The sequence below is a fragment of the Bradyrhizobium brasilense genome, from assembly GCF_029714345.1.
GTDB classification, from domain to species: domain Bacteria; phylum Pseudomonadota; class Alphaproteobacteria; order Rhizobiales; family Xanthobacteraceae; genus Bradyrhizobium; species Bradyrhizobium australafricanum.
The window spans coordinates 6,679,509-6,700,636 of record NZ_CP121669.1; the positions used below are offsets into that span (position 1 = coordinate 6,679,509).

The window sequence follows — 21,128 nt, forward strand, 5'->3', positions numbered from 1 at the left end:
AGCTTTAACCGGCCCGCAACCCCGATCTTCACGAGCGGGGGTCCGGGGAACGAAAGCCCGCCATCCCGCTTTGCTCAACCGGGATGCACTTGCTACGTTCCCAATCGGCCCCGTTGGCGCCCGATCAGGCCTTCCGGACAAGAGAAGGTAGCGGGGCCAGCCTGAAGTTCTGGGAGGATGACCATGAGATCCGTCGGAAATGAACCCTTGTCGCGTCACGCCCTCGCCTTCGTGCTGGCCGGCGGACGCGGCAGCAGACTTCAGGAGCTCACCGACAAACGCGCCAAGCCCGCGGTCTATTTCGGCGGCAAGTCGCGCATCATCGATTTCGCGCTATCCAATGCGGTGAATTCGGGCATCCGCCGCATCGCGGTGGCGACCCAGTACAAGGCGCACAGCCTGATCCGGCATCTGCAAGGCGGCTGGAACTTCTTCCGGCCGGAGCGAAACGAGAGTTTCGACATCCTGCCCGCAAGCCAGCGCGTCTCGGAAACGATGTGGTATGTCGGCACGGCCGACGCGGTCTACCAGAACATCGACATCCTCGAAGCGCACGGCACCAAGTACATCCTGGTGCTCGCCGGCGACCACGTCTACAAGATGGATTACGAAATCATGCTGAAGCAGCATGTCGAAAGCGGCGCCGATGTCACGGTCGGCTGCCTTGAAATGCCGCGGGCTGAATCCAGCGCCTTCGGCATCATGCATATCGACGAGACCGGCCTGATCCAGTCCTTCCTCGAGAAGCCCGCCGATCCGCCACCGATGCCCGGCAAGCCCGACAAGTCGCTGGCCAGCATGGGCATCTATGTCTTCAATTCGGAATTCCTGTTCGACGAGTTGCGCCGCGATGCCGTTGACCCGAACTCGGCCCACGATTTCGGCAAGGACATCATCCCCTATATCGTGAAGCACGGCCGGGCGATCGCGCATCAGTTCAACGATTCCTGCGTCCGCTCCGGCGACGATCCCCGCTCCTACTGGCGCGATGCCGGCACCGTCGATGCCTATTGGGGCGCCAATATCGATCTCACCGACGTGGTGCCCGAGCTCGACCTCTACGATCGATCATGGCCGATCTGGACCTATGCCGAGATCACCCCGCCTGCCAAGTTCGTGCATGACGAGGACGGACGACGCGGCCAGGCGGTGACCTCACTGGTCTCGGGTGCCTGCATCATCTCGGGCGCGTCGCTGCGCCGCTCTCTGCTGTTCACCGGCGTGCACGTCAATTCCTACGCCAATATCGAGAATGCGGTGATCATGCCCTATGTCAATGTCGGCCGCGGAGCACGGCTCCGAAACGTCGTGATCGATCGCGGGGTGAGGATTCCGGAAGGGCTCGTGGTCGGCGAGGATCCCGAATTCGACGGCAAGCGCTTCCGCACCACCGAGAACGGCATCACGCTGATCACGCAGTCGATGATCGACAGGCTGGGGACATGACGCCCATCCGCGTCCTCGCAGTCGCCTCTGAAGTCTACCCGATCGTCAAGACCGGTGGCCTCGCCGACGTGGTCGGCGCGCTGCCGGCAGCGCTGAAGCAGCACGGCGTCACGACGCGGACGCTGGTGCCCGGCTATCCCGACGTGCTCAAGGCGCTGGCTTCGGCGGAGACGCTGCTGCACCGGCCGGAATTCTACGGCGGGCCGATCCGCGTGCTGGGTGGCACGCATGATGGCCTCGATCTGTTCGCGCTCGACGCGCCGCATCTCTATGCGCGCCCCGGCAATCCCTATGTCGGCCCGGACGGACGCGACTGGCCGGACAACGGCATCCGCTTTGCCGCGCTGTCGCGGATGGCGGCGGAGATCGGCCAGGGCGCGATCACCTCCTTTATCCCCGACATCGTGCATGCGCATGACTGGCAGGCGGGCCTCGCACCCGCCCTCCTGCATTATGCCGGGCAACCGCGCCCCGGCACGGTGATGACCGTGCACAACCTCGCCTATCAGGGCCAGTTCTCGCCGGACATGCTTGCCGCGTTCGGCCTGCCGGGCGAATCCTACGCGCTGCACGGCGTCGAATATTACGGCACCATCAGCCTGTTGAAGGCCGGCCTGCAATTCGCCGACCGCATCACCACGGTGTCGCCGACCTATGCGCGGGAAATTCAAAGCGACGAGGGCGGCATGGGGCTCGGCGGCCTCTTGCGCGAACGCGCCGACGTGCTGAGCGGCATCCTCAACGGCATCGACATATCGGTGTGGAATCCGGCCACCGATCCCGACATCGCGGCGCGCTTCAGCGCCGAGCAGCCGGCGGAGCGCGCGGCGAACAAGGCGGCGCTGCAACGGCGCTTCGGGCTTGATCCCACGCCGGATGCGATGCTGCTCGGCGTCATCAGCCGGCTGTCATGGCAGAAGGGCCTCGACCTGCTGCTCGAGAACATTCCGACGCTGCTCGGCGAAGGCATTCAGCTTGCGCTGCTCGGCAGCGGCGATCGCGACCTGCAGGACCGCTACACCGCGCTGGCGCGCGACAATCCCGGACGAATCGCGGTCGTGATCGGCTACGACGAGGCGCTGGCGCATCTGATCCAGGCCGGCGCGGACGCGCTCGCGGTGCCGTCGCGCTTCGAACCGTGCGGCCTCACCCAGCTGTGCGCGCTGCGCTACGGCGCGGTCCCTGTTGTCGCCAATGTCGGCGGCCTTGCCGACACTGTGCTCGACTTCGACGAAGTCGCGATCACCGGCGATGCGCCGACCGGGGTCAAGTTCGCACCCGTCGCTTCGGACGCGCTCGCCCATGGCCTGCGCAAGGCAAACCTGCTGTTCAACGACAAGGTGACATGGCGCCGGCTGCAGCAGGCCGGCATGGCCACCGATGTCTCCTGGCACAATCGCGCCGGCCGCTACGCCGCGCTCTATCGCGAGCTCGCGACGACGCGGCGCTAAGCCGTCGCGATCAGTTCAGCAGATCGCAGGATGCGATGCGGTTGATGTCGGCGAGGCGCCGGTCGGGATTTCCCTTGAGATCAAGGCTTGCGACGAGATCGAGCAGCCGGCCATAGGCGCGGTCGGCAACCGCAACGGGCAGCGGCTCCTCGTCGAAGGTCTCGACGTAATTGCCGACGAGGCCGCTCAGCAGCCGGCAAACGCCGCGTTGCTCCGGGTCGTCCTTGCTCAGAATCTCGAGTTTTTGCTGGAAGGTCCTGAAGGTTCGCAACCCATGGGGCTGTTGCGAAAGCCAATTGTGCAAATCAGGATACAGATCGGTCATATCAGCCTCTTCAAAATGGAGAAGAAGCTACCGGCTTATACAGTCGATCATGGTTCCGCGCCATCGCAATTTTTGCATGCATCCCCTGCCCTGCCGCGCAGGCCGTGTCATTGAACCGGCACGTCCTGCGACTAGAGTCGCGCGAGGGCCGGCAAAATCCTGTAGCGCGCGATCTCGTGCGGATAGTCGCCGCGATTGGCGAGCAGCACGATGCCGAGCCTGCGCGCCGGCACCAGGCCGACATAGGCTGAGGCGTTATTGAGACCGCCCGGCTTGTCGATCACGGTGACGCCGTCCAGCCGCACATGCTCCCATGCCATCGCCTGGCCGAACTTTTCGTCGACGCGAAAACTCTCCCGCTCGGTCATCTGCAACGCCGCGCGCAATTCCGGATCGATCACCGCGCCGTCGAGGCAGGCGCCCAGCAATATGCCGAGATCGCGCGCCGATGAGAACATCTGGCCGGTGCCTGGAAAATCGTAATAGCGCTGCTGATTGCCCGGCGGACCGATCGCCGTGCCGTCGTGGGAGTAGCCCTGAACCACACGCTGCATCAGCTCGGGCGCCATCCTCGCGCGGTTGTCCTCGCTGCGGTCCGGAACGAAGGTCGACGTCATTCCGAGCGGCTTGAGGATGCGGCTCCCGATCAACGTCGCGATCGGCATCTCATAGCGCCGCTCCAGCACCAGCTGCAGCAGGACATAGCCGGCATGGCTGTAGATGCGCTGCTTGCCCGGCTGCTCTCCTGCCGGCGGCGTCCACGCGTTGAGCATCGCGATGAACTGATCACGGCTGAAGGTCCCGACCGGCCATGGCGGATGATCGGTCGGCAGCAGCAGCCCCGACGTATGATTGACGAGTTCGCCGATGGTGACGCGGCTGACGTAGTCGCCGTTGAGCTCGGGCAGATACTTGCCGACCGGATCGTCCAGCCGCAATTCGCCGCGCTCGGTGCCGAGCGCGACCAGCGTCGCCTCGAACAGCTTGCGCAACGAGGCGAGGTTGAACAGCGTATCCGGGGTGACCGGTCGCTTCGCCGCGGCGTCAGCGAAACCGTAGTTGAAGAACGCGACCCGGCCGCCGGCATAGACCGCCGCGGCGAGGCCGCCCGGGTCGGCCGCAGTCGCGGTCGGCGCGAGTTCCGTCGTGACGATGTCCCTGATCTGCGCGTCCATGTCGGAATCCGCGCGCGCCACCCCAAGCACGCTAACAGCGACGACGAGCAGGACGGCCGCGATCCGGACGGTGAGCCATTGTCTCATAATGAACGAAATCGGGACGATGTTGCGATGCGACCTGCAGACTAGTCTGTTCACCATCGAGAGATGGCGACATCACGATCCTAGCGGTGGAACCGATGCGTCCGAATTCACGATTGCGCGTCTTGCGCCGTTACCCGCCCGGCTGGGGACGGGGCGGCCCGATCGCTGTTCCGGTGGTCACTTCCGGAAGCCGCGATCGCGACCGCCCTCCCACTCCAGCCACGGTGCGGGAACTGCAATCGAACTAAAAAATGCGGGACGTTTGAAAATGACGGGAGTGGGCTTCGACGAAACGGCAAGATCGGCGCTTGCCGATCGGGCCAAGGATATTTCTGACTTCGTCACATTCCGCTCCCAACCGGGACGTTTCTTCCTAGCAACAATTCGTCAATCGAAGGTTGCATAAGCCGATCGGATTCGATTTTCAAGACACGGTCGTCCGCGACGTTTTGTCCTGTTCCAGATGCCGGATGCGCGCGATGCCTCGTTAGACATCGATTAACCATCGATCGCGCCGGACGAGACTATGTGGCGCGCGAGCGGACGATCGACCGCGGCAACGACGCCAACAGCAGCACGAGGCAGACGCACAGCAGCACGATGTCCTTGAACAGGAACTCGCCGGCCAGGTTCCAGGCCATCGGATCCGTCGACAGGCTCCATTTGACCACCCCGGGAGTCGTGAAGAAGAACGACCACGTCACCGCGAAGGTGATGACGCCCATCAGCGCGCCGATTGCCGAGAGAAGCGGGCTGAACGCGCCGGCGGCGAGCAGCGCCGCAATGCCGAACTCGGTGACGCCGAGCACGTAGGCCTCGCCTCGGAGACCGAACACCGAAAGCCACGAGATGAACGGGCTGTTGCTGATGAACTGCGCGATGCCTTGCGCCGATTATTGCAGCGTGAATTTCTGCATGCCGAACGACACGAAGATCACGACCATGACCCAGCGCAGGATCGCGAGCGCACGATAAGACCCCTCGCCCTGTTCGGCGATGTTGAACGACAGATTCATGCGGATGTTTCTTCCCTCGCTGCGATGCCATCATCAGCCGCTGTTGCGGCGTTCGTGGCAGAACTACGCAGCGCGCCGCGCGTTCGTTACGCGCGGGATAACGTCTCGGCCTTCACGATGATGTGCAGATGAGATGAGGAATAATCGCTGCGAGAGATGTCTTCGGCGCGAGGTCGCAAAGCGCGCCGCGATGGCCTCACGCGCGCTGGCGCAGCGGCCGCGCGGCGTCCTTTGCCGGCACCGGCATGGTGAAGCCGTACAGGAACAGGTCCACCACCATGTCGGCGAACTCCCTTGGATCGATCCCGCCCTTCGGATCGTACCAGGTGTGGCTGAAGTTCAGGATGCCGAACAGCATCATGCTGTAGATCTTCTTGGTCCGCTTGACGATCTTGCCTTCCTTGTCGAGCTTGACCAAGAGATCCGAGACCGTGTCGACCAGCTGGCGCTCCAGCGCCTTGATCGCATCCTGCTCGGTCTCGCCGAGGAACGAGAGGTCGTTGAGGATCACGCGCTGCTCGTCGCTCGAACGCGCATTCAGCGCGACGATGGCCTGGATCGCGGCGCGGAACTGCTCCAGCGTCGTCGCCTTTTCGGCCATCGCGGCTTCGACGTCGGAGATCATCTCGCGGATATGGGCGTCGAGGATCGCGAACAGGATCGCTTCCTTGGAATCAAAATAATGGTACAGCGCGCCGCGCGACAGCTTGCAGGCATCCGCAAGGTCGGCGATCGAGGCACGCATGTAGCCCTGCCGCGCGAACAGGCCGCAGGCGGTGGTGAGAATGTTCCGCTGGATCTCGTCGTAATTCTCTGAGCGCGTCCGCGCCATTGCCGTCTCTCTCGTGCACCATTGGCGCCGCCGGAATCGGGCGACTGCCTCTCTCTATACTACCGCAGCCCCACGCTCTCCTCCCCTTTGCGGGCACCATCCACCAGAACTCTTCCATCGCCCATGCGATGAGCGACCTCCGTCAAAAAATAATTTGAACGACCGGTCGGATTATATTAGACTACGTTCCATCAAGCAAGCGGATTGCGCACGCCGGGAGCAACCCGGCGGCATCGCGGGAGGTTGCGCGTGGATTCTCAGAGGATCGATGCTGTCGTGATCGGAGCCGGTGCCGGCGGGCTGTGCGCCGCCGCGCGCCTCGCCCATGGCGGGCTGCATACGCTCGTCGTCGACGACAAGGACCGGCTCGGCGGGCGCGCCTCGACCGAGGAGATCGACGGTTTCAAGGTCAATATCGGCGCGATCGCGATCGAGTTCGGTGGCGTGTTCGAGGAAACCTTCCACACCGTCGGCGCCCCGCTCGACATCCGCGCGCCGGAGCCCGCGAGCTCGTTCTTCATCGACGGCAAGGTGATCGATGTCGGCCGCGGCGGCTGGTCGCTGCTGCTCGGGCAACTCACCAAGCAGGCCTCGCGCATCCTGGAGAAATTCGCCGACGCCCGCTCCGGCAATCTGCCCGACGGGCGACAATCGACCGAGGACTGGCTGAAGGGCTACACCAGCAACGCCACCGTGCACGCGCTATTCCGCAATCTCTGCGCGGCGATCTTCGCCTGCAACGCCGCCGAGCTACCGGCCCGCGCCTTCCTCACTTATTTCACCAGCAAGGGCGCCTTCAAGAAATTCGGCTTCTGCCCGCAGGGCACGATCGGCGTCTGGAACAGCCTGGGCAGCGCGATCAGGCGCAACGGCGACATCTGGCTTGGAACGCCGGCGACGACGATCCATGCCGCGAACGGCAAGGTCGAAGGCGTCACCGTGCTCAGGAACGGTGAACCGGTGCGGATCGACACCGATCTCGTGATCAGCAACGCGGGACCGAAGGCCACCGTCGCGCTTGCCGGCAGCGAGGCGTTCCCGGCGGATTACATCGCCAGGGTGAAGAACGACCTTCGCCCGGCCGCCAACATCGTCATCAATGTCGCCAGCCGCGAGCCGCTGATCAGTCATCCCGGCATCGTCACCTTCGGCAAGACGCGCCGGCTCTGCAACATGGCCAACCTCTCTGCCACTTGTCCGGAATTAGCGCCGCCCGGCTGGTACCTCTACGTCGCCTATGCCGTGCCGGTGCCTGCGCTCGGCGATTTCGATGCCGCCGCGGAGGTCGCGCTCGCGCTCGAGGATCTTCGCGAGCAGTTCGCGAATTTCGACCAGGCAAAAATCCTCTCGATCCGGGTAATGCGCGACGACTGGCCGGCGCAACGCAGCTGCGCCGGCTACGATTTGCCGCGCGAGACCGGCATCGAGGGCCTGTGGTGCGTCGGCGACGCGGTGAAGCAATATGGCAATGGCGGCACGCAAGCCTGCGCCGAGACTGCCAAGATCGTCACCGACGCGATCCTCGCCGCGCGCCCGCGCTTATCGGCAGGCCGGGTCTGAGCACGATGCCGACGACCATCCCGCATCCGATGCCGCAAGCAGCACCGCAGGCCGCGCCGGCGCAGGATGGCTTGCTTGAATTCCGCAACATCCGGATCGTCTACGACAATGCGATCGAGGCGATCCGCGACGTCTCGATCGCGGTGCCCGAGGGCAGCATCGTCGCCCTGCTCGGCTCCAACGGCGCCGGCAAATCGACGCTGCTGAAGGCGATGTCCGGCATCCTCTATACCGAGGAAGGCGTGATCGAGAACGGCAGCATCCGCTTCCGCAATGACGAGGTGCATCGCCTTGCGCCGGACGAACTGGTCCGCCGCGGCATCGTGCAGGTGCCGGAGGGCCGCCGCGTGTTCGCGGCACTCACCATCGACGAGAACCTGCAAATGGGCGGCTACACCAGGACCAGCGCCGAGGCGCGCGAGCGCCGCGACAAGGTGTTTGCGCTGTTTCCGCGGCTATATGAGCGGCGCGACCAGATCGCCGGCTACATGTCTGGCGGCGAGCAACAGATGCTCGCGATCGGCCGCGCGTTGATGACCGATCCCGTGTTGCTGGCGCTCGACGAGCCGTCGCTCGGCCTCGCGCCGCTGATCATCGACCGCATCTATGAGGTGATCGTCCGGCTGCGCGACGAACTGAAGATGACGGTGCTGCTGGTCGAGCAGAACGCGCAGCGCGCACTCGACATCGCCGACTACGGCTACATCCTGGAGACCGGTCGCGTCGTGCTCGACGGCACGGCAGCGAGGCTCACCGCCAACGAGGACGTCCAGGAATTCTATCTCGGCGTCTCCTCCGCCGGCCGCAAGAGCCTGCGCGACGTCAAGCATTACAAGCGTCGCAAGCGGTGGCTGTCGTGACGGCGCTGCTCACGGTCGAGAACCTGTCAAAGCGCTTCGGCGGCCTGCAGGCCGTCGCCGATGTCAGCCTGCGCGTCGCGCCCGGCGAGATCTGCAGCGTGATCGGTCCGAACGGCGCCGGCAAGACCACGCTGTTCAACATGATCTCGGGCGTGCTGCGGCCGAGCGGCGGCCGCATCAGCTTCGACGGCATCGACCTCTCGACGATCTCGCCGTGGAAATTCGCCGCCGTCGGTATCGGCCGCACCTTCCAGAATCTCGCGCTGTTCAAGCACGGCACCGTGGTCGAGAACATCCTGACCGGCCGCCACACCCATCTGCGTACGACCGTGCTCGATGCGGTGTGGTTTTACGGGCGTACCCGCAAGGAGGAAATCGCGGCACGGCAGCGCGTCGAACACATCATCGAATTTCTCGAGATCGAGCATATCAGGGACGCCGTGGTCGGCACACTGTCCTACGGCCAGCAAAAGCGCGTCGAGCTCGGCCGCGCGCTCGCCTGCGAGCCGAAGCTGTTGTTGCTCGACGAGATGGTCTCCGGCATGAACCAGGAGGAGACCGAGGACATCGCACGCTTTGTGCTCGACATCCGTGACGAGCTCGGCATCACTGTCGTGATGATCGAGCACGAAATGCGCATCGTGATGGACGTCTCCGACCGCGTCCATGTGCTGAATTTCGGCCGCAAGATCGCCGAAGGCACACCTGGTGAGATCAGGCGCGATCCGGCAGTCGCGGAGGCCTATCTCGGCGGCCAGCGCACTGACGCGGTGGCAAAGGTGGGCGCGTGATGTCGACGCTAGACAGCCTGCGCACCGCTCATCCGCCGCTGCAAGCGAGCACGCCGCGGAATCCGTCGGTAACCGGCGCCGACGCGTTCCAAACCGCGCTTGCCGATGCCGCGATCACTATCCCGCAATTGCTGCGGCAGCGCGCCGCGATGCACGGCGAGGCGCTGGCGCTGCGCGAGAAGGACCACGGCATCTGGAATCCCTATTCCTGGCGCCACTATTACGACACCGCGCGCGCGGTGGCGCTCGGCCTGCTCTCGCTCGGCATCAAGCCGGGCGACCGCATCGCCATCGCCGGCGAGAACACGCCGGAATGGTTTTACGCCGATCTTGGTGCGCAGATGATCGGCGCGGTGGCGGTCGGCATCTATCCGACCAATCCCTGGGTCGAGCTGCAATATATCGTCAAGCATTCGGGCGCCCGCATCGTCGTCACCGGCGACCAGGAGCAGACCGACAAGGTGCTCGACGCGATGGCCAACAATGGCGGCCTGCCGGACCTCGAGGCCATCGTCTGCGTCGACATGAAGGGACTGCGGCATTACCGGCAATCGGAGCTGATGTCGTTCGCCGCATTGTGCGAGCGTGGCAAGACCTACGCCCAGCAGAATCCGGAGGCCGACGCGACGCTCGACCGCCTGATCAATCAGGGCGCGCCCGACGACGTCTGCATCCTCGTTTACACCTCGGGCACGACGGGTCCGCCCAAGGGCGCGATGCTGACCCATCGCAATCTCGTCTACGCCGCCTATGCCTACGCCAAAACCGTGGGCATTGCCGACAAGTCGTTCGAGGCGGTGAGCTATCTGCCGCTGTGCCACGTCGCCGAGCGCTGCTACGGCACCGTGACCCATCTGGTGCTCGGCGGCACCGTTTCGTTCGCCGAATCGATCGACACCGTCGCGATCAACATCCGCGAGATCGCGCCGACCTTCTTCGTCGGCGTGCCGCGCATCTATGAGAAGCTGCAGCAGGGCTTTCTGTTCCGCCTCGGCGAGAGCGGCCGCCTGCGCCAGAGCTTCACCAGGGCCTGCCTCGCCTGGGGCCGCACGCTGTCCGACCGTCGGCAGGCCGGCAAGGCCAATTTGCTCGACCGTGTCGCTTACGGACTGCTCTATCTCCTGATGTTCCGCAATTTGCAGCGCCATCTCGGCTTTGCCTACAGTCGGCACCGGCTCTGCGCCGGCGCCTCGATCTCGCCGGAGACGCTGCGCTTCTTCGACATCATCGGCCGCCCGGTGTCGCAGGGCTACGGCCTCACCGAAAGCGGCGGCGTCGCCTTCATCCAGACCGCAAGCCATCACCGGATCGGCGGCTGCGGCGTGCCGCTGCCGCAGACCGAGTGGAAGTGCGATGCCGACGGCGAGATCCTGCTGCGCAACCCCGGCGTCTTCAAGGGCTACTTCCTCGACGAAAAGGCCTCGACCGCCTCGCTGGAGCCCGGCGGCTGGCTGCGCACCGGCGACATCATCGATGTCCTCGACAATGGCGAGATCGCCGTGGTCGACCGCAAGAAGGCGATCATCATCACCGCCGGCGGCAAGAACATCGCGCCGTCCGAGATCGAGAACGCGCTGAAGGATTCCGAATTCATCAAGGAAGCGATCGTGGTCGGCGAGGCCAGGAAGTATCTCGGCGCCATCATCCAGGTCGATTACGACAATGTCGGCCGCTGGGCGCGCGACCGGGCGCTCGCCTACACCAACTACAAATCGCTGTCGCAGCTTCCCGAAGTGAATGAGCTGGTCGGGCGCGTCGTCTACGAGACCAATAAGCGGTTCGCCCGGGTCGAGAACATCAGGCGGTTCGCCATCCTGGAAAAGGAGCTCGACCATGACGACGGCGAGCTGACCGCCACCCAGAAGGTACGCCGCGCCATGATCGAGAAGAAGTTCGCCCGTGAACTCGCCATCATCTACCGGGCGGAGGGCTGAATGCAGTATCTCATCCAGCTGCTGATCTCGGGACTCGCGATCGGCGCGATCTACGGACTGATCGCGATGGGCTTCGCGGTGATCTACAAATCCACCGGGCTGGTGAATTTCGCACAGGGCGAGATGACCATGATCACCGCCTATATCGCCTGGACGATCTCGACCACGGTCGGCGGCAATGTATTCGTCGTCGCGGTTGGTGCGATTCTCGCCGCTGTCCTGCTCGGCCTGATCATCGAGCGCCTCGTGATGCGGCCGATGCTGGGCGAGCCGGTATTCGCGACCGTGATGGTGACGATCGGACTCGCCGTGATCCTGCGCTCCGCCATCAACTTCATCTGGGACGCCTACCCGCACGGCCTCGATATCGGCATGGGCCGCGGCATCGTGCATCTCGGCGGCATCGGCGTGCGTACCGGGCAGATTGCGGTCATCGCGACGCTGCTTCTGCTGCTCGCCGCGATCTGGGCGTTCTTCCGTTACAGCAAGGTTGGCGTTGCGATGCGCGCGGTCGCGGCCGACGACCGCACCGCGTTGTTGATGGGCATCAGCGCCACCAAAGTGCATGCGCTGGCCTGGGCCGCGTCTTCAGTGATCGCCGGCATCGGCGGCGTGTTCTTTGCGCTGTCCTACGACCTGTCGCCGGCGATGTTCCAGCTCGGGCTGAAGGCGTTTCCGGCCACCATCCTGGGCGGCCTCGACGCCGTGCTCGGCTCCGGCCTCGGCGGCCTCCTGATCGGCATCACCGAAAACCTGGCCGGCGGCTATATCGGCTCCGGCATGAAGGAGGTCGCGGGCTTTGCCATGATCATCATCGTGCTGATGATCCGCCCGTTCGGCATCTTCGGCGAACGCGACATCGAGAGGGTGTGATGCGCACCGGCGATTACAAGCAGAGCTACGGCGAACTGGTTGCGCTGATCGATTCCCCGCCGGTGTGGCTATGGTCGGCCGTGTTGCTGCTGGCGCTGATCACCGCTCCTTTTGCGCTGAACTCCTACGCGCTGTCGTTCCTGATGATCATCCTGATCACGGGCACCGGTGCGCTCGGACTCAACATCCTGACCGGCTACACCGGCCTGATCTCGCTCGGCCATGTCGGTTTCCTCGTCACCGGCGCCTATGCCTATGCGGTGCTGGTCTCGAAATATCACATGCCGCCGCTGGTCGGCTTCCTCGGCGCCGGCGTGGTGCCGGCGCTGGCGAGCCTGATCGTCGGTGCGCCGTCACTTCGGCTCAAGGGACTTTACCTCGCCATCACCACGCTCGCCTTCTCCTTCATCATCAACACCGTGATCCTGGAGATGCGCTGGCTCACCAACGGCGCACGCGGCATTCAGGTGCAGCGGCCCGAGATATTCGGCATCAGCTTCGACGGCGATGCCGCCTTCACCTATCTCTGCCTCGGCATCGCGGGGCTGACGCTGTTCGCCACCCTCAACATCCGCCGCAGCCGGGTCGGCCGCGCCTTTGTCGCGATCAGGGACAACGACACGGCGGCGCGCGTCATGGGCATCAACCTGCATGCCTACAAGCTGTTCGCCTTCGTCACCTCGGCGTTCATCACCGGCATCGCCGGCGCGCTGTACGGCATCTATCTCTCCTTCGTCAGCGTCGAGGGCTTTCCGTTCCTGCTCTCGATCGAGGCGTTGGCGATCCTGATCGTCGGCGGGCTCGGCTCCGCGCTCGGGGCGGTGCTCGGTACCATCCTGATCGTGCTGCTGCCGGAGGCGACGCGGCTCGTCTTCAGCCTGTTCAGCGCGCAGATGGATGCGACCTTCACGACCGGCGCGCAGGAGCTGAAGAGCATGCTCTACGGCCTCGTTATCATCCTGTTCCTGCGCTTCCAGCCGCGGGGGCTGGTCGGCGCCTGGCACGACATCAGGCGGGCCTGGGTGCACTGGCCGCTGCGCTACTAACAAGAAAAGACGCAACACCATGAGGAGGAGACAATGATCAAACACCTGGCGGCGGCCGCGCTGCTGCTCACCACGGCCTGTCTTGCAATCGGCCCCGCTGCTGCCGCCGATCCCGGGATTACCGACAGCGAGATCCTGATCGGCGACGTCGAGCCCCTGACCGGCCCGCCGGCGCTGCTGGGCGTCGCCGCCTCGATCGGCCACAAGATCGCGATCGCCGAAGCCAACGCCGCCGGCGGCATCAACGGCCGCAAGATCAAATATGTGCTGGAGGACGACGGCTACGTTACCGCGCGAACCATCCAGGGCGTCAAGAAGGTGATCGACGTCGACAAGGTGTTTGCGATGCTCGGCATCTCCGGCTCGGGCCAGTCGATCGCTGTGATGCCGGTGCTGGAGAAGTCCGGTATCCCGACCGTGATCGACGTCGCGCCGGTCAAATTCCTGTGGGAGCCGGCGCGCAAGAACGTGTTCGTGGTCGGGCAATCCTACGAGGAAGGCATCATCCACCTCGTCAACTTCCTTGCCGACAGGAACCCCGGCAAGAAATGGGGCCTGATCACCCAGGACGACGATTACGGCATCACGGTGCGCGACGGCTTCGATTCCGTGGTCAAGGCCAAGAAGCTGAACGTCGTCTACAGCGGCAACTACAAGAAGGGCCAGCAGGACTTCTCGTCCGACATGCTGCAGCTGAAGGATTCCGGCGCCGAGGTGTTTTTGGCCGGCGGCATCATCGCCGAGAACATCGCGATGACAAAGGAGCTCGAGAAATTGAACATCAAGCCGGTGACCGGCATCTTCTGGCCCGGCCGCATCGAGCCGGTGCTGAAGCTGATGGGCCCGGCGGGCGACGGCATCTACGCGGTCGACTATGTCGAGCCGTTCGCGGGCGCGGCGGGCAAGGCGTTCCTCGAGAAGGCCAAGCCGCTGGTGTCGGAGGCCGAGTTCAAGGGCATCAACCGCTACACCATGACCGGCTATGCCGCCGCGAAGGTCTTGATCGCGGCAATCGAGCGCTGCGGCAAGCAGCCGACCTGGGCCTGCACCATTTCGGAACTTGAGAAGACCAAGAATGTCGAGACCGGCGTGATGGCGCCGATCAGCTTCGGTCCCGGCGTCCGCTTCTCCAACCAGAAGCTGCAGATCATGCAGGCCGATGCCGCGACGCTCAGCTTCAAGCCGGTGAACTAGAGAGATGAAGGTCCTGATCGTCTTTGCCCATCAGGAGGCGCAGTCGTTCAACGCTGCACTGCTGGCGCGGTCGGTGGCGGAACTGACCGCGCTCGGGCACACGGTCAGGATCTCCGATCTCTACGCCATGCGGTTCAACCCGGTGGCGACCGCCGAAGACTTTGGCGCGCGGCGGTTTCCCGACCGGCTGCAATATGACCGCGAGCAGAAATACAACCTGCAGCACGGTGCGCTCAGCGGCGATATCGCCGCCGAGATCGAGAAGCTGCTGTGGTGCGACCTCTTGATCCTGCAGTTTCCGCTGTGGTGGTTCTCCGTCCCCGCCATCATGAAAGGCTGGATCGACCGCGTGTTCGTCAATGGCGCAATCTACGGCGGCGGCCGCCGCTACGACACCGGCGGCCTCAACGGCCGCCGCGCCATGGTCGTGACCTCGACCGCCGCCTATCCCGGCATGTGCGCGCCCGACGGGCTGGTCGGCGCGCTCGATGTGGTGCTGTGGCCGATCCAGAACGGCATGCTGGCCTATGCCGGCTGCAAGGTGCTGCCGCCGTTCGTGTCGTATTCAGTGAACTTCGTCGACGAGGCCACGCGGCACCGCTATCTCGACGACTATGCCGAACGGCTGCGGCAACTCGAGACCACCGAGCCGCTGTTCTTCCACCCGCTCGCGGATTTTGGCGAGGACTGGCGGCTGAAGCCGGGCATTGCGGCGCAGACTGTCGGCCAGGGCGCTCGTGCCCAGAAATGACATGCCCCGGACGTAGGTCTGCTCCCTCGCCCCGTTCTTACGGGGAGAGGGTTGGGGTGAGGGGCCGCATCCGCAGACGCGCTGCCAGAAACGCTCGTGGAGACTCCCCCTCACCCGGATCGCATCTCACGATGCGATCCGACCTCTCCCCGCAAGCGGGGCGAGGTAAGAAAGAGCGCCGGCGTCACATCCTTTTCGCCACTTCCTCCAGCATGACCTCCGTCGCGCCGCCGCCGATCGTCAGCACCCGCGCGTCGCGCACCATGCGCTCGATCGGGGTGCCGCGCATGAAGCCTGAGCCGCCGTGCAGTTGCAGGCAGCCATGCACGACCTCGTGCAGCACCTCGGGCGACAGCGCCTTCACCATCGACACTTCGCGCAGGCAATCCTGCCCGGCCGCCGCAAGCTCGGCGGCCTGATAGGCCAGCGCCCGCGCCGCCGCCGCTTTCGCCGCAAGCTGGGCGAGCTTCAGCCGCACGCCCTGCTGATTCCAGAGCGGGCCGCCGAATGCCTGCCGCGTCTTCACGTAATTCGTCGTCAGCTCGATCGCCTTGGCGGATTCGCCCGCGCAGATGCCGCCGATGCAGATGCGCTCGTTCTGGAAGGTCTCCATGATGCCGTAGAAGCCCTTGTTCTCCTCGCCGAGCAGATTCTCCGCCGGCACGCGCACGTCCTGGAACGCGATCTCGGCGGTGTCCGAGCAGAGCCAGCCATGCTTGTCGAGCTTGGTCGCCGTGATGCCCGGCGTGTTGCGCTCGACGATGAACAGCGAGATGCCGCGGCTGCCCTTGGCGTGCGGGTCGGTGCGCGCGGCGACGATCAGGAGGTCGCCATAGACCGCGTTGGTGATGAACATCTTGGCGCCGTTGATCACCCAGCTGTCGCCGTCGCGTCGCGCCCGCGTCTTGAGGCCGGCGACGTCGGAGCCCGCGTCCGGCTCGGTCACCGCGATCGAGCAGACAGTCTCGCCGCGGATAATCGCCGGCAAATATTTCTGCTTCTGTTCCGGCGTGCCGCGCAAGGAGATGTGCACCGCCGACATGTCGGTATGCACGAGGATCGAAGAGGTGAAGCCGCCGAAGCTGGAGCGGCCCAGCTCTTCGGCGAACACCATCGAGGCCAGCGGCCCCATGTCGGTGCCGCCATATTCGGCCGCATGGCGCATGCCGAGGAAGCCGAGCGCGCCCATGCGGCGATAGATCTCGCGCGGGATCTTGCCGTCGCGCTCCCACGCCTCGGCATGCGGCACCACTTCCTTCTCGACAAAGCGGCGCACCTGCTCGCGCAGCATGCGCAGCTCCTCGGGCAGATTGGGCTGCTCCGAAAAGTGGAACTCGGTCTCAGTGAGCTGGCGCGGATCCGACGTCATGACGTTCATTGTGGCGCTCTCTCATGGCCGATGTGAAGATGGTTGCGCAAAAAAGCTGCCAGCGATGCGATCGCCTCTCGCGCCTGCGGAATCTCCGGGAACATCTGGAAGACGTGGATCATGCCGTCCCACACCTGTAGCGCGACGTCGACTCCGGCAGCCTTCGCCCGCGCGGCCAGTTCCGTCGCATCGTCGCGCACGGTCTCGCGGTCGCCGACCTGCACCAGCAGCGGCGGCAGACCGGTGAGATCGGCATAAAGCGGCGAGGCGAAGGGATCGCTGACATCGCCGTCTTTGCCGAGATAGTTCTTCGCCAGCGCCAGGATCATCGCGCGCTGGTGGATCGGATCGGCCTCGGCCCGGCTCTGATAGCTCGCGCCGCTCGCGGTGAGATCGGTCCAGGGTGACATCAGCGCGCCGGCGGCGGGCAGCGGCAAACCGCGGTCGCGCGCCGCCAGCATCGTGCACAGCACGAGATTGCCGCCGGCCGAATCCCCGGCGAAGGCGATATCCGCCGGATCCAGCCCTTGGTCGCGCAGATATCGATAGGCAATCAGCGCATCCTCGAGCGCCGCCGGAAACCGGTGCTCCGGCGCCAGCCGGTAATTGATCGAGAGCACGCGGCAGCCGGATGCATCGGCAATCCGCGCGGCGAGGTCGCGATGCGACGCGACCGAGCCGATGCGGAAGCCGCCGCCGTGAAAATAGAGGATCACCTTGTCGCGCGATGCGTCCGTCGGCACGAGCCATTCGCCGTCGACCCCGCCGGCGGCGACCGGCTGGCACATCACCGGCACCGAGCAGCCGGCAAAGGCTGCGTCCCAGTCGTCGCGCATCTGCGCCACCGATGTATCGCGGGTCCAGCCGCGATAGATCGCGCGCAAACGCTCGATCGCGCGATCGACCGGCGTGATTGCGATATCGTCGTCCGCGCTGCCCATTTCAGCCGCCGATGCCCATGCCGCCGGAAACGCCGAGCGTCTCTCCGGTGATATAGGCGGCCTGGTCGGAAGCCAGGAACAGCGCGGCAGCCGCGACCTCCTCCGGCTCGCCGAGGCGGCCGAGCAGCGTTGCGCCGGTCATTGCCTGCAGGATCCTGTCGCCGCCCTTTGCCGCTGCCTGCTCCAGCATCGGCGTACGGATCGGTCCCGGCGCGATCGCGTTGGCGGTGATGCCATAGCGTGCATTCTCCCGCGCGATGCTCCGGGTGAACGAGATCACGCCGCCCTTGGCCGCGGAGTAGACCGCGCCGCCCTTTGAGCCGAGCCGTGCCGCTTCCGAGGTAACGTTGATGATGCGGCCAAAGCGCGCCGCCTGCATCGCCGGCAACGCGGCGTGGGTGCAGGCCAAGACCGAGGTGAGATTGACCGCGATCAGCCGCGCCCAATCCTCTGCCGTGGTATCGGTGAAGAAGGCGTGCTGATCGATGCCGGCATTGTTGACGACAATGTCGAACGGGCCGTCCTGCGCCATCACAGCCTGCACTGCCGTCGCATCGCTGACGTCTAATCCTGCAACGCCGGCGCCGGTCTCGCGCGCCAGCTCCGAGGCCGCGGCGACATCGAGATCGGCGATCACGACCCTGGCGCCCGCGCCGGCAAAGCTGCGCGCGATCGCAGCACCGATGCCCCGCGCGCCGCCGGAGACGAAGGCGCGGCGGCCATCGAGACGTCCGAATGGCAAGCTCGCCACCTCAGCGCCCCGTGAATACAGGCTGGCGCCGCTCGATCACCGCGGCGAGCCCTTCGCGGGCATCGGCCATCCCCGAGAGTTCGGCGACCGTGCGCGCCTCTTCCGACAGGCACTGCTCGATGCTGGTGCCGGTGCCGGCCCAGACCAGCCGCTTGGTCGCGGCCAGCGCCTTCGGCGCGCCGGCCGCAAGCTCGCGGGCCAGCGCGAGCGATGCCTCGGCGAGTTCGGCATCGGGGACGACTCTGGTGACGATGCCCATCTGCAACGCTTCCGCCGCCGGGATCACCGGATTGGTCAGGAGGATCGACATCGCGCGCCGCAGGCCGACCAGCCGCGACAGCGTAACGGAGACGCCGGCATCCGGCGCCATCGCCACCCGCGTCGCGCCGGCCAGGAATTTTGCCGACTCCGCCGCGATCACGATATCGGAAGCGCAGACCAGGCCGAAGCCGCCGCCACCTGCCGCAAAGCCCTGCACCGATGCGACGACCGGCGCCTCCAGCCGCAGCAATCCAGTCACCGCATTCTGCAGATAGGCAGTGGCCTGCCGGATATAGTCCGGCAGCTTCTCGCCCTTGGAGGCAAAGGCGCGGACGTCGCCACCGGCGCAGAAATTGGTGCCCTCGCCGCTCAGCAGCACGACGCGCAGATCGGAATGACCATGACAGACCATGATCGCATCGCACAGCGCGCGGAGCAGCTCGACACTCATGCCGTTGGCCGCATCGGGGCGGTTGAGCCGCAGCCGCGCGATGCCGTCGGTGATGTCGAGCAGAACGGGGCCCTTGTCGATCATGGCGCGTTTTCCTCTAGACCAGGAACGAAAGCGTGTAGATCGCCTTGTCGTTGTTGACGAGGATGACCTTCTTGCTGGCCATCCGCAATTCGCCATCGACATGACGCAGCCGGTATTCATTGCGCGCCGCCCACAGCGTGTCGTCGCGCAGGCTCGATTCGAAAATGAGACTGTTGCTGGCGACCGCCATGTCGCCGTCGTCAGGCTGCTCGTCCATCAATTCGATGTTGGAGATCAGCCGGCGCAAATTCGACTGCGGCGTCTGGGTGAAGTGTTTGCCGGTCATCAGCTGCCGGACGCGCAGCGCGATCCGCGAGCGGTTGTCGTAGATGATCGACATCTGCCGTTCCGGGTCGATGTTGGCGCCGTTGGCCGGCACCCAATAGACGCCGTCGTCGGTCCAGAGCTTTTCCCAGGCCTCGTATTGATGCTCGTCCTGCAGCCGCGCCTCGCGATAGAGAAAGGCGGTGATGGCGCTCATCGACGTGGCGCTGCTCTCGCGCGACAGCATCAGTTAGGCTCCATCAGCTTGCGATAATGGGTCCAAATGCCGCGCGACGGCACCTCGTCGGTGACGTGGCCGACCGTGAAGCCGAGTTCGTCCTGCCGCTCGCGCTTCTCGCCGCGGCCGAGGAAGATCCACTCGGGATTGCGCGCCAGCACGCCGCGATGGCAGCGCTCGTACATTTCGGAATCGTCCGCGAGCAGGAAACCGGCCGGGCCGACCGAGCCCATGGTCTGCTGGCGCAGCCTTCGGTTCAGATCGGGCGCGCCCTTGAACTGCAACGCGGTGACGTGCTGCACGCTGTCGTCGACGCCGAGTGGCTGGATCACGAACATCTGGATCTCGGCGATGAACAGGTTCGGGAAGATCATCACATGCGGCGTGCCGTCGATCATGATCTCCCGCGCGGCGGTGTCGCCATGGGCGGCCTTCATGCGCGCCGTATAGTCCGGCAGCCGGTCCTCGCTGGTGCCGAACCAGCTCATCGGCGCGTCGCGCTTGCGGAACTCGGGCCGCAGGTCGATCTCGGTATGGCCGTTGCCGTAGTCGCGCGTCAGCGCGGTCGAGGCGCCGCCATAGAGCTTGCCGATCATGCTGTCGGCGACGCCGAAGATCGAGGTGTGCACGAAGGCCGGGTGATAGCCGTCGCACTCGTTCTCCAGGATGAACTTCCAGTTCGCCTTGACGCGATGCTTGAGGAAGCCCGCCGTGATCTCGACCTCGCTCTCCGGCGAAGTGCGCACCAGCCGGTCGATGGTCTCGGCGGCGCCGCCGAGATGCTCCTTCAGCGTCGGGCCATCGGCCGCGAACGAGCCGAACACGAAGCCGCGATAGGACTCGACGCGCGTCACCCGCCCGAGCGCGAGCTGCGACTTGTCCTGCCCCTCATAGCCGTCGGGGAAGGCATAACCGACCAGGCGGCCGTCATTGGCAAAAGTCCAGGAATGGAACGGACAGGTGAACGAGCGGGCATTGCCGCGGTCATAGGAGCAGACCTGGTTGCCGCGATGCGAGCAGCGGTTGAGCAGCAAATTGACCTTGCCCTGCTCGTCGCGCGTCATGATCACGGATTGCGGGCCGATCGACTTGACGACGTAGTCGTTGGCGTTCGGCACCTCGCTCTCATGCCCGACATAGACCCAGGTGCGGTACCAGATGTTCTTGAGCTCGGCTTCGAAGATGTCAGGATCGGTGTAGAGCGATCCGTGCACCCGGTCGGGCCGGATCAGCCGTTCCCATGGCGAGGCGCCGGTCATCATGTTCATCGCTCCGTCTCCCTCACCGATCGCCTGCAGCGGATGCCTTCACCGATCGTCAATAATAATCCGAACGACCGTTCGGTGAATTAATAGCACGGGCACCGTGGGCCGGCAAGCTTCTTTCCCGGGGCCACCAATGATTCCCGGAACACTGCGCAAAGATGCA

General features: G+C 65.0%; 21 protein-coding genes. 10 read left to right on the forward strand and 11 right to left on the reverse strand.

The genetic code is table 11. The features are described 5' to 3' along the window. The first annotated feature begins 183 nt into the window (after positions 1–183). Together glgC and glgA are read left to right on the forward strand one after the other, a co-directional pair. Entirely contained in the window at positions 184–1,446 is a 1,263-nt protein-coding gene (glgC, locus tag QA635_RS31200; RefSeq protein WP_092083855.1) for a glucose-1-phosphate adenylyltransferase, read from the forward strand. Next, positions 1,443–2,897: a glycogen synthase GlgA gene (glgA, locus tag QA635_RS31205; protein ID WP_283063458.1), complete on the forward strand. Its 1,455-nt coding sequence runs from the start codon at positions 1,443–1,445 to the stop codon at positions 2,895–2,897. Before glgC ends, glgA begins: the two co-directional genes overlap by 4 nt. Positions 2,898–2,907: 10 nt before the next feature. Here the strand turns inward: glgA and QA635_RS31210 are convergent, their stop codons facing one another. From QA635_RS31210 to QA635_RS31225, 5 genes are all read right to left on the reverse strand, one after another. After that, positions 2,908–3,222, reverse strand: coding sequence for a hypothetical protein (locus tag QA635_RS31210; RefSeq protein WP_057018843.1), 315 nt, complete (start codon positions 3,220–3,222; stop codon positions 2,908–2,910). 131 nt (positions 3,223–3,353) lie between these two features. Then, on the reverse strand, positions 3,354–4,484 hold the full coding sequence (locus tag QA635_RS31215) for a serine hydrolase (protein WP_283063460.1): 1,131 nt from the start codon (positions 4,482–4,484) through the stop codon (positions 3,354–3,356). Between the two features lie 524 nt (positions 4,485–5,008). After that, the gene (locus QA635_RS41815) at positions 5,009–5,320 is read right to left on the reverse strand and encodes a DUF417 family protein (RefSeq protein WP_425249068.1); all 312 of its coding nucleotides are present in this window, start codon (positions 5,318–5,320) and stop codon (positions 5,009–5,011) included. A gap of 57 nt (positions 5,321–5,377) precedes the next feature. After that, on the reverse strand, positions 5,378–5,500 hold the full coding sequence (locus tag QA635_RS41820; RefSeq protein WP_425249069.1) for a hypothetical protein: 123 nt from the start codon (positions 5,498–5,500) through the stop codon (positions 5,378–5,380). Between the two features lie 196 nt (positions 5,501–5,696). After that, positions 5,697–6,332 carry a TetR/AcrR family transcriptional regulator gene (locus QA635_RS31225; protein ID WP_283063461.1) on the reverse strand — a complete coding sequence of 212 codons (636 nt, stop codon included), beginning with the start codon at positions 6,330–6,332 and terminating at the stop codon, positions 5,697–5,699. A gap of 249 nt (positions 6,333–6,581) precedes the next feature. On the opposite strand from QA635_RS31225, the gene QA635_RS31230 reads away from it, so the two are divergent. Genes QA635_RS31230 through QA635_RS31265 form a run of 8 tightly spaced genes read left to right on the forward strand, consistent with a single transcriptional unit; the run spans position 6,582 to position 15,341 of the window. After that, positions 6,582–7,892, forward strand: coding sequence for a phytoene desaturase family protein (locus QA635_RS31230; RefSeq protein WP_283063463.1), 1,311 nt, complete (start codon positions 6,582–6,584; stop codon positions 7,890–7,892). A 5-nt stretch (positions 7,893–7,897) separates the two neighbouring features. Then, positions 7,898–8,752, forward strand: coding sequence for an ABC transporter ATP-binding protein (locus QA635_RS31235; protein WP_283063465.1), 855 nt, complete (start codon positions 7,898–7,900; stop codon positions 8,750–8,752). After that, the gene (locus tag QA635_RS31240) at positions 8,749–9,543 is read left to right on the forward strand and encodes an ABC transporter ATP-binding protein (protein ID WP_283063466.1); all 795 of its coding nucleotides are present in this window, start codon (positions 8,749–8,751) and stop codon (positions 9,541–9,543) included. The genes QA635_RS31235 and QA635_RS31240 overlap by 4 nt, the downstream gene beginning before the upstream one ends. Then, entirely contained in the window at positions 9,543–11,477 is a 1,935-nt protein-coding gene (locus tag QA635_RS31245; RefSeq protein ID WP_283063467.1) for an AMP-dependent synthetase/ligase, read from the forward strand. The genes QA635_RS31240 and QA635_RS31245 overlap by 1 nt, the downstream gene beginning before the upstream one ends. Continuing rightward, a complete protein-coding gene (locus QA635_RS31250; RefSeq protein ID WP_283063469.1) occupies positions 11,478–12,350 on the forward strand; it encodes a branched-chain amino acid ABC transporter permease in 873 nt (290 codons plus the stop codon). It abuts the gene before it with no gap. Next, entirely contained in the window at positions 12,350–13,396 is a 1,047-nt protein-coding gene (locus tag QA635_RS31255) for a branched-chain amino acid ABC transporter permease (protein ID WP_283063472.1), read from the forward strand. Before QA635_RS31250 ends, QA635_RS31255 begins: the two co-directional genes overlap by 1 nt. 33 nt (positions 13,397–13,429) lie before the next feature. Continuing rightward, a complete protein-coding gene (locus tag QA635_RS31260) occupies positions 13,430–14,590 on the forward strand; it encodes an ABC transporter substrate-binding protein (protein WP_283063474.1) in 1,161 nt (386 codons plus the stop codon). 4 nt (positions 14,591–14,594) lie between these two features. Next, positions 14,595–15,341 carry an NAD(P)H-dependent oxidoreductase gene (locus tag QA635_RS31265; protein WP_283063476.1) on the forward strand — a complete coding sequence of 249 codons (747 nt, stop codon included), beginning with the start codon at positions 14,595–14,597 and terminating at the stop codon, positions 15,339–15,341. A 184-nt stretch (positions 15,342–15,525) separates the two neighbouring features. On the opposite strand, the gene QA635_RS31270 is transcribed toward QA635_RS31265, so the two are convergent. From QA635_RS31270 to QA635_RS31295, 6 genes are read right to left on the reverse strand one after another with little or no spacing between them, the layout of a single operon-like run. Next, positions 15,526–16,719, reverse strand: coding sequence for an acyl-CoA dehydrogenase family protein (locus tag QA635_RS31270; RefSeq protein ID WP_283063478.1), 1,194 nt, complete (start codon positions 16,717–16,719; stop codon positions 15,526–15,528). Further along, the gene (locus tag QA635_RS31275) at positions 16,716–17,651 is read right to left on the reverse strand and encodes an alpha/beta hydrolase (protein ID WP_283063480.1); all 936 of its coding nucleotides are present in this window, start codon (positions 17,649–17,651) and stop codon (positions 16,716–16,718) included. Before QA635_RS31275 ends, QA635_RS31270 begins: the two co-directional genes overlap by 4 nt. Position 17,652: 1 nt before the next feature. Continuing rightward, positions 17,653–18,402: an SDR family NAD(P)-dependent oxidoreductase gene (locus QA635_RS31280; protein ID WP_283063482.1), complete on the reverse strand. Its 750-nt coding sequence runs from the start codon at positions 18,400–18,402 to the stop codon at positions 17,653–17,655. A gap of 1 nt (position 18,403) precedes the next feature. Continuing rightward, the gene (locus QA635_RS31285; protein WP_283063484.1) at positions 18,404–19,198 is read right to left on the reverse strand and encodes an enoyl-CoA hydratase/isomerase family protein; all 795 of its coding nucleotides are present in this window, start codon (positions 19,196–19,198) and stop codon (positions 18,404–18,406) included. 13 nt (positions 19,199–19,211) lie between these two features. Continuing rightward, on the reverse strand, positions 19,212–19,709 hold the full coding sequence (locus tag QA635_RS31290; RefSeq protein WP_283063486.1) for an aromatic-ring-hydroxylating dioxygenase subunit beta: 498 nt from the start codon (positions 19,707–19,709) through the stop codon (positions 19,212–19,214). Continuing rightward, entirely contained in the window at positions 19,709–20,968 is a 1,260-nt protein-coding gene (locus QA635_RS31295) for an aromatic ring-hydroxylating oxygenase subunit alpha (RefSeq protein ID WP_283063488.1), read from the reverse strand. The genes QA635_RS31290 and QA635_RS31295 overlap by 1 nt, the downstream gene beginning before the upstream one ends. Positions 20,969–21,128 lie beyond the last annotated feature (160 nt).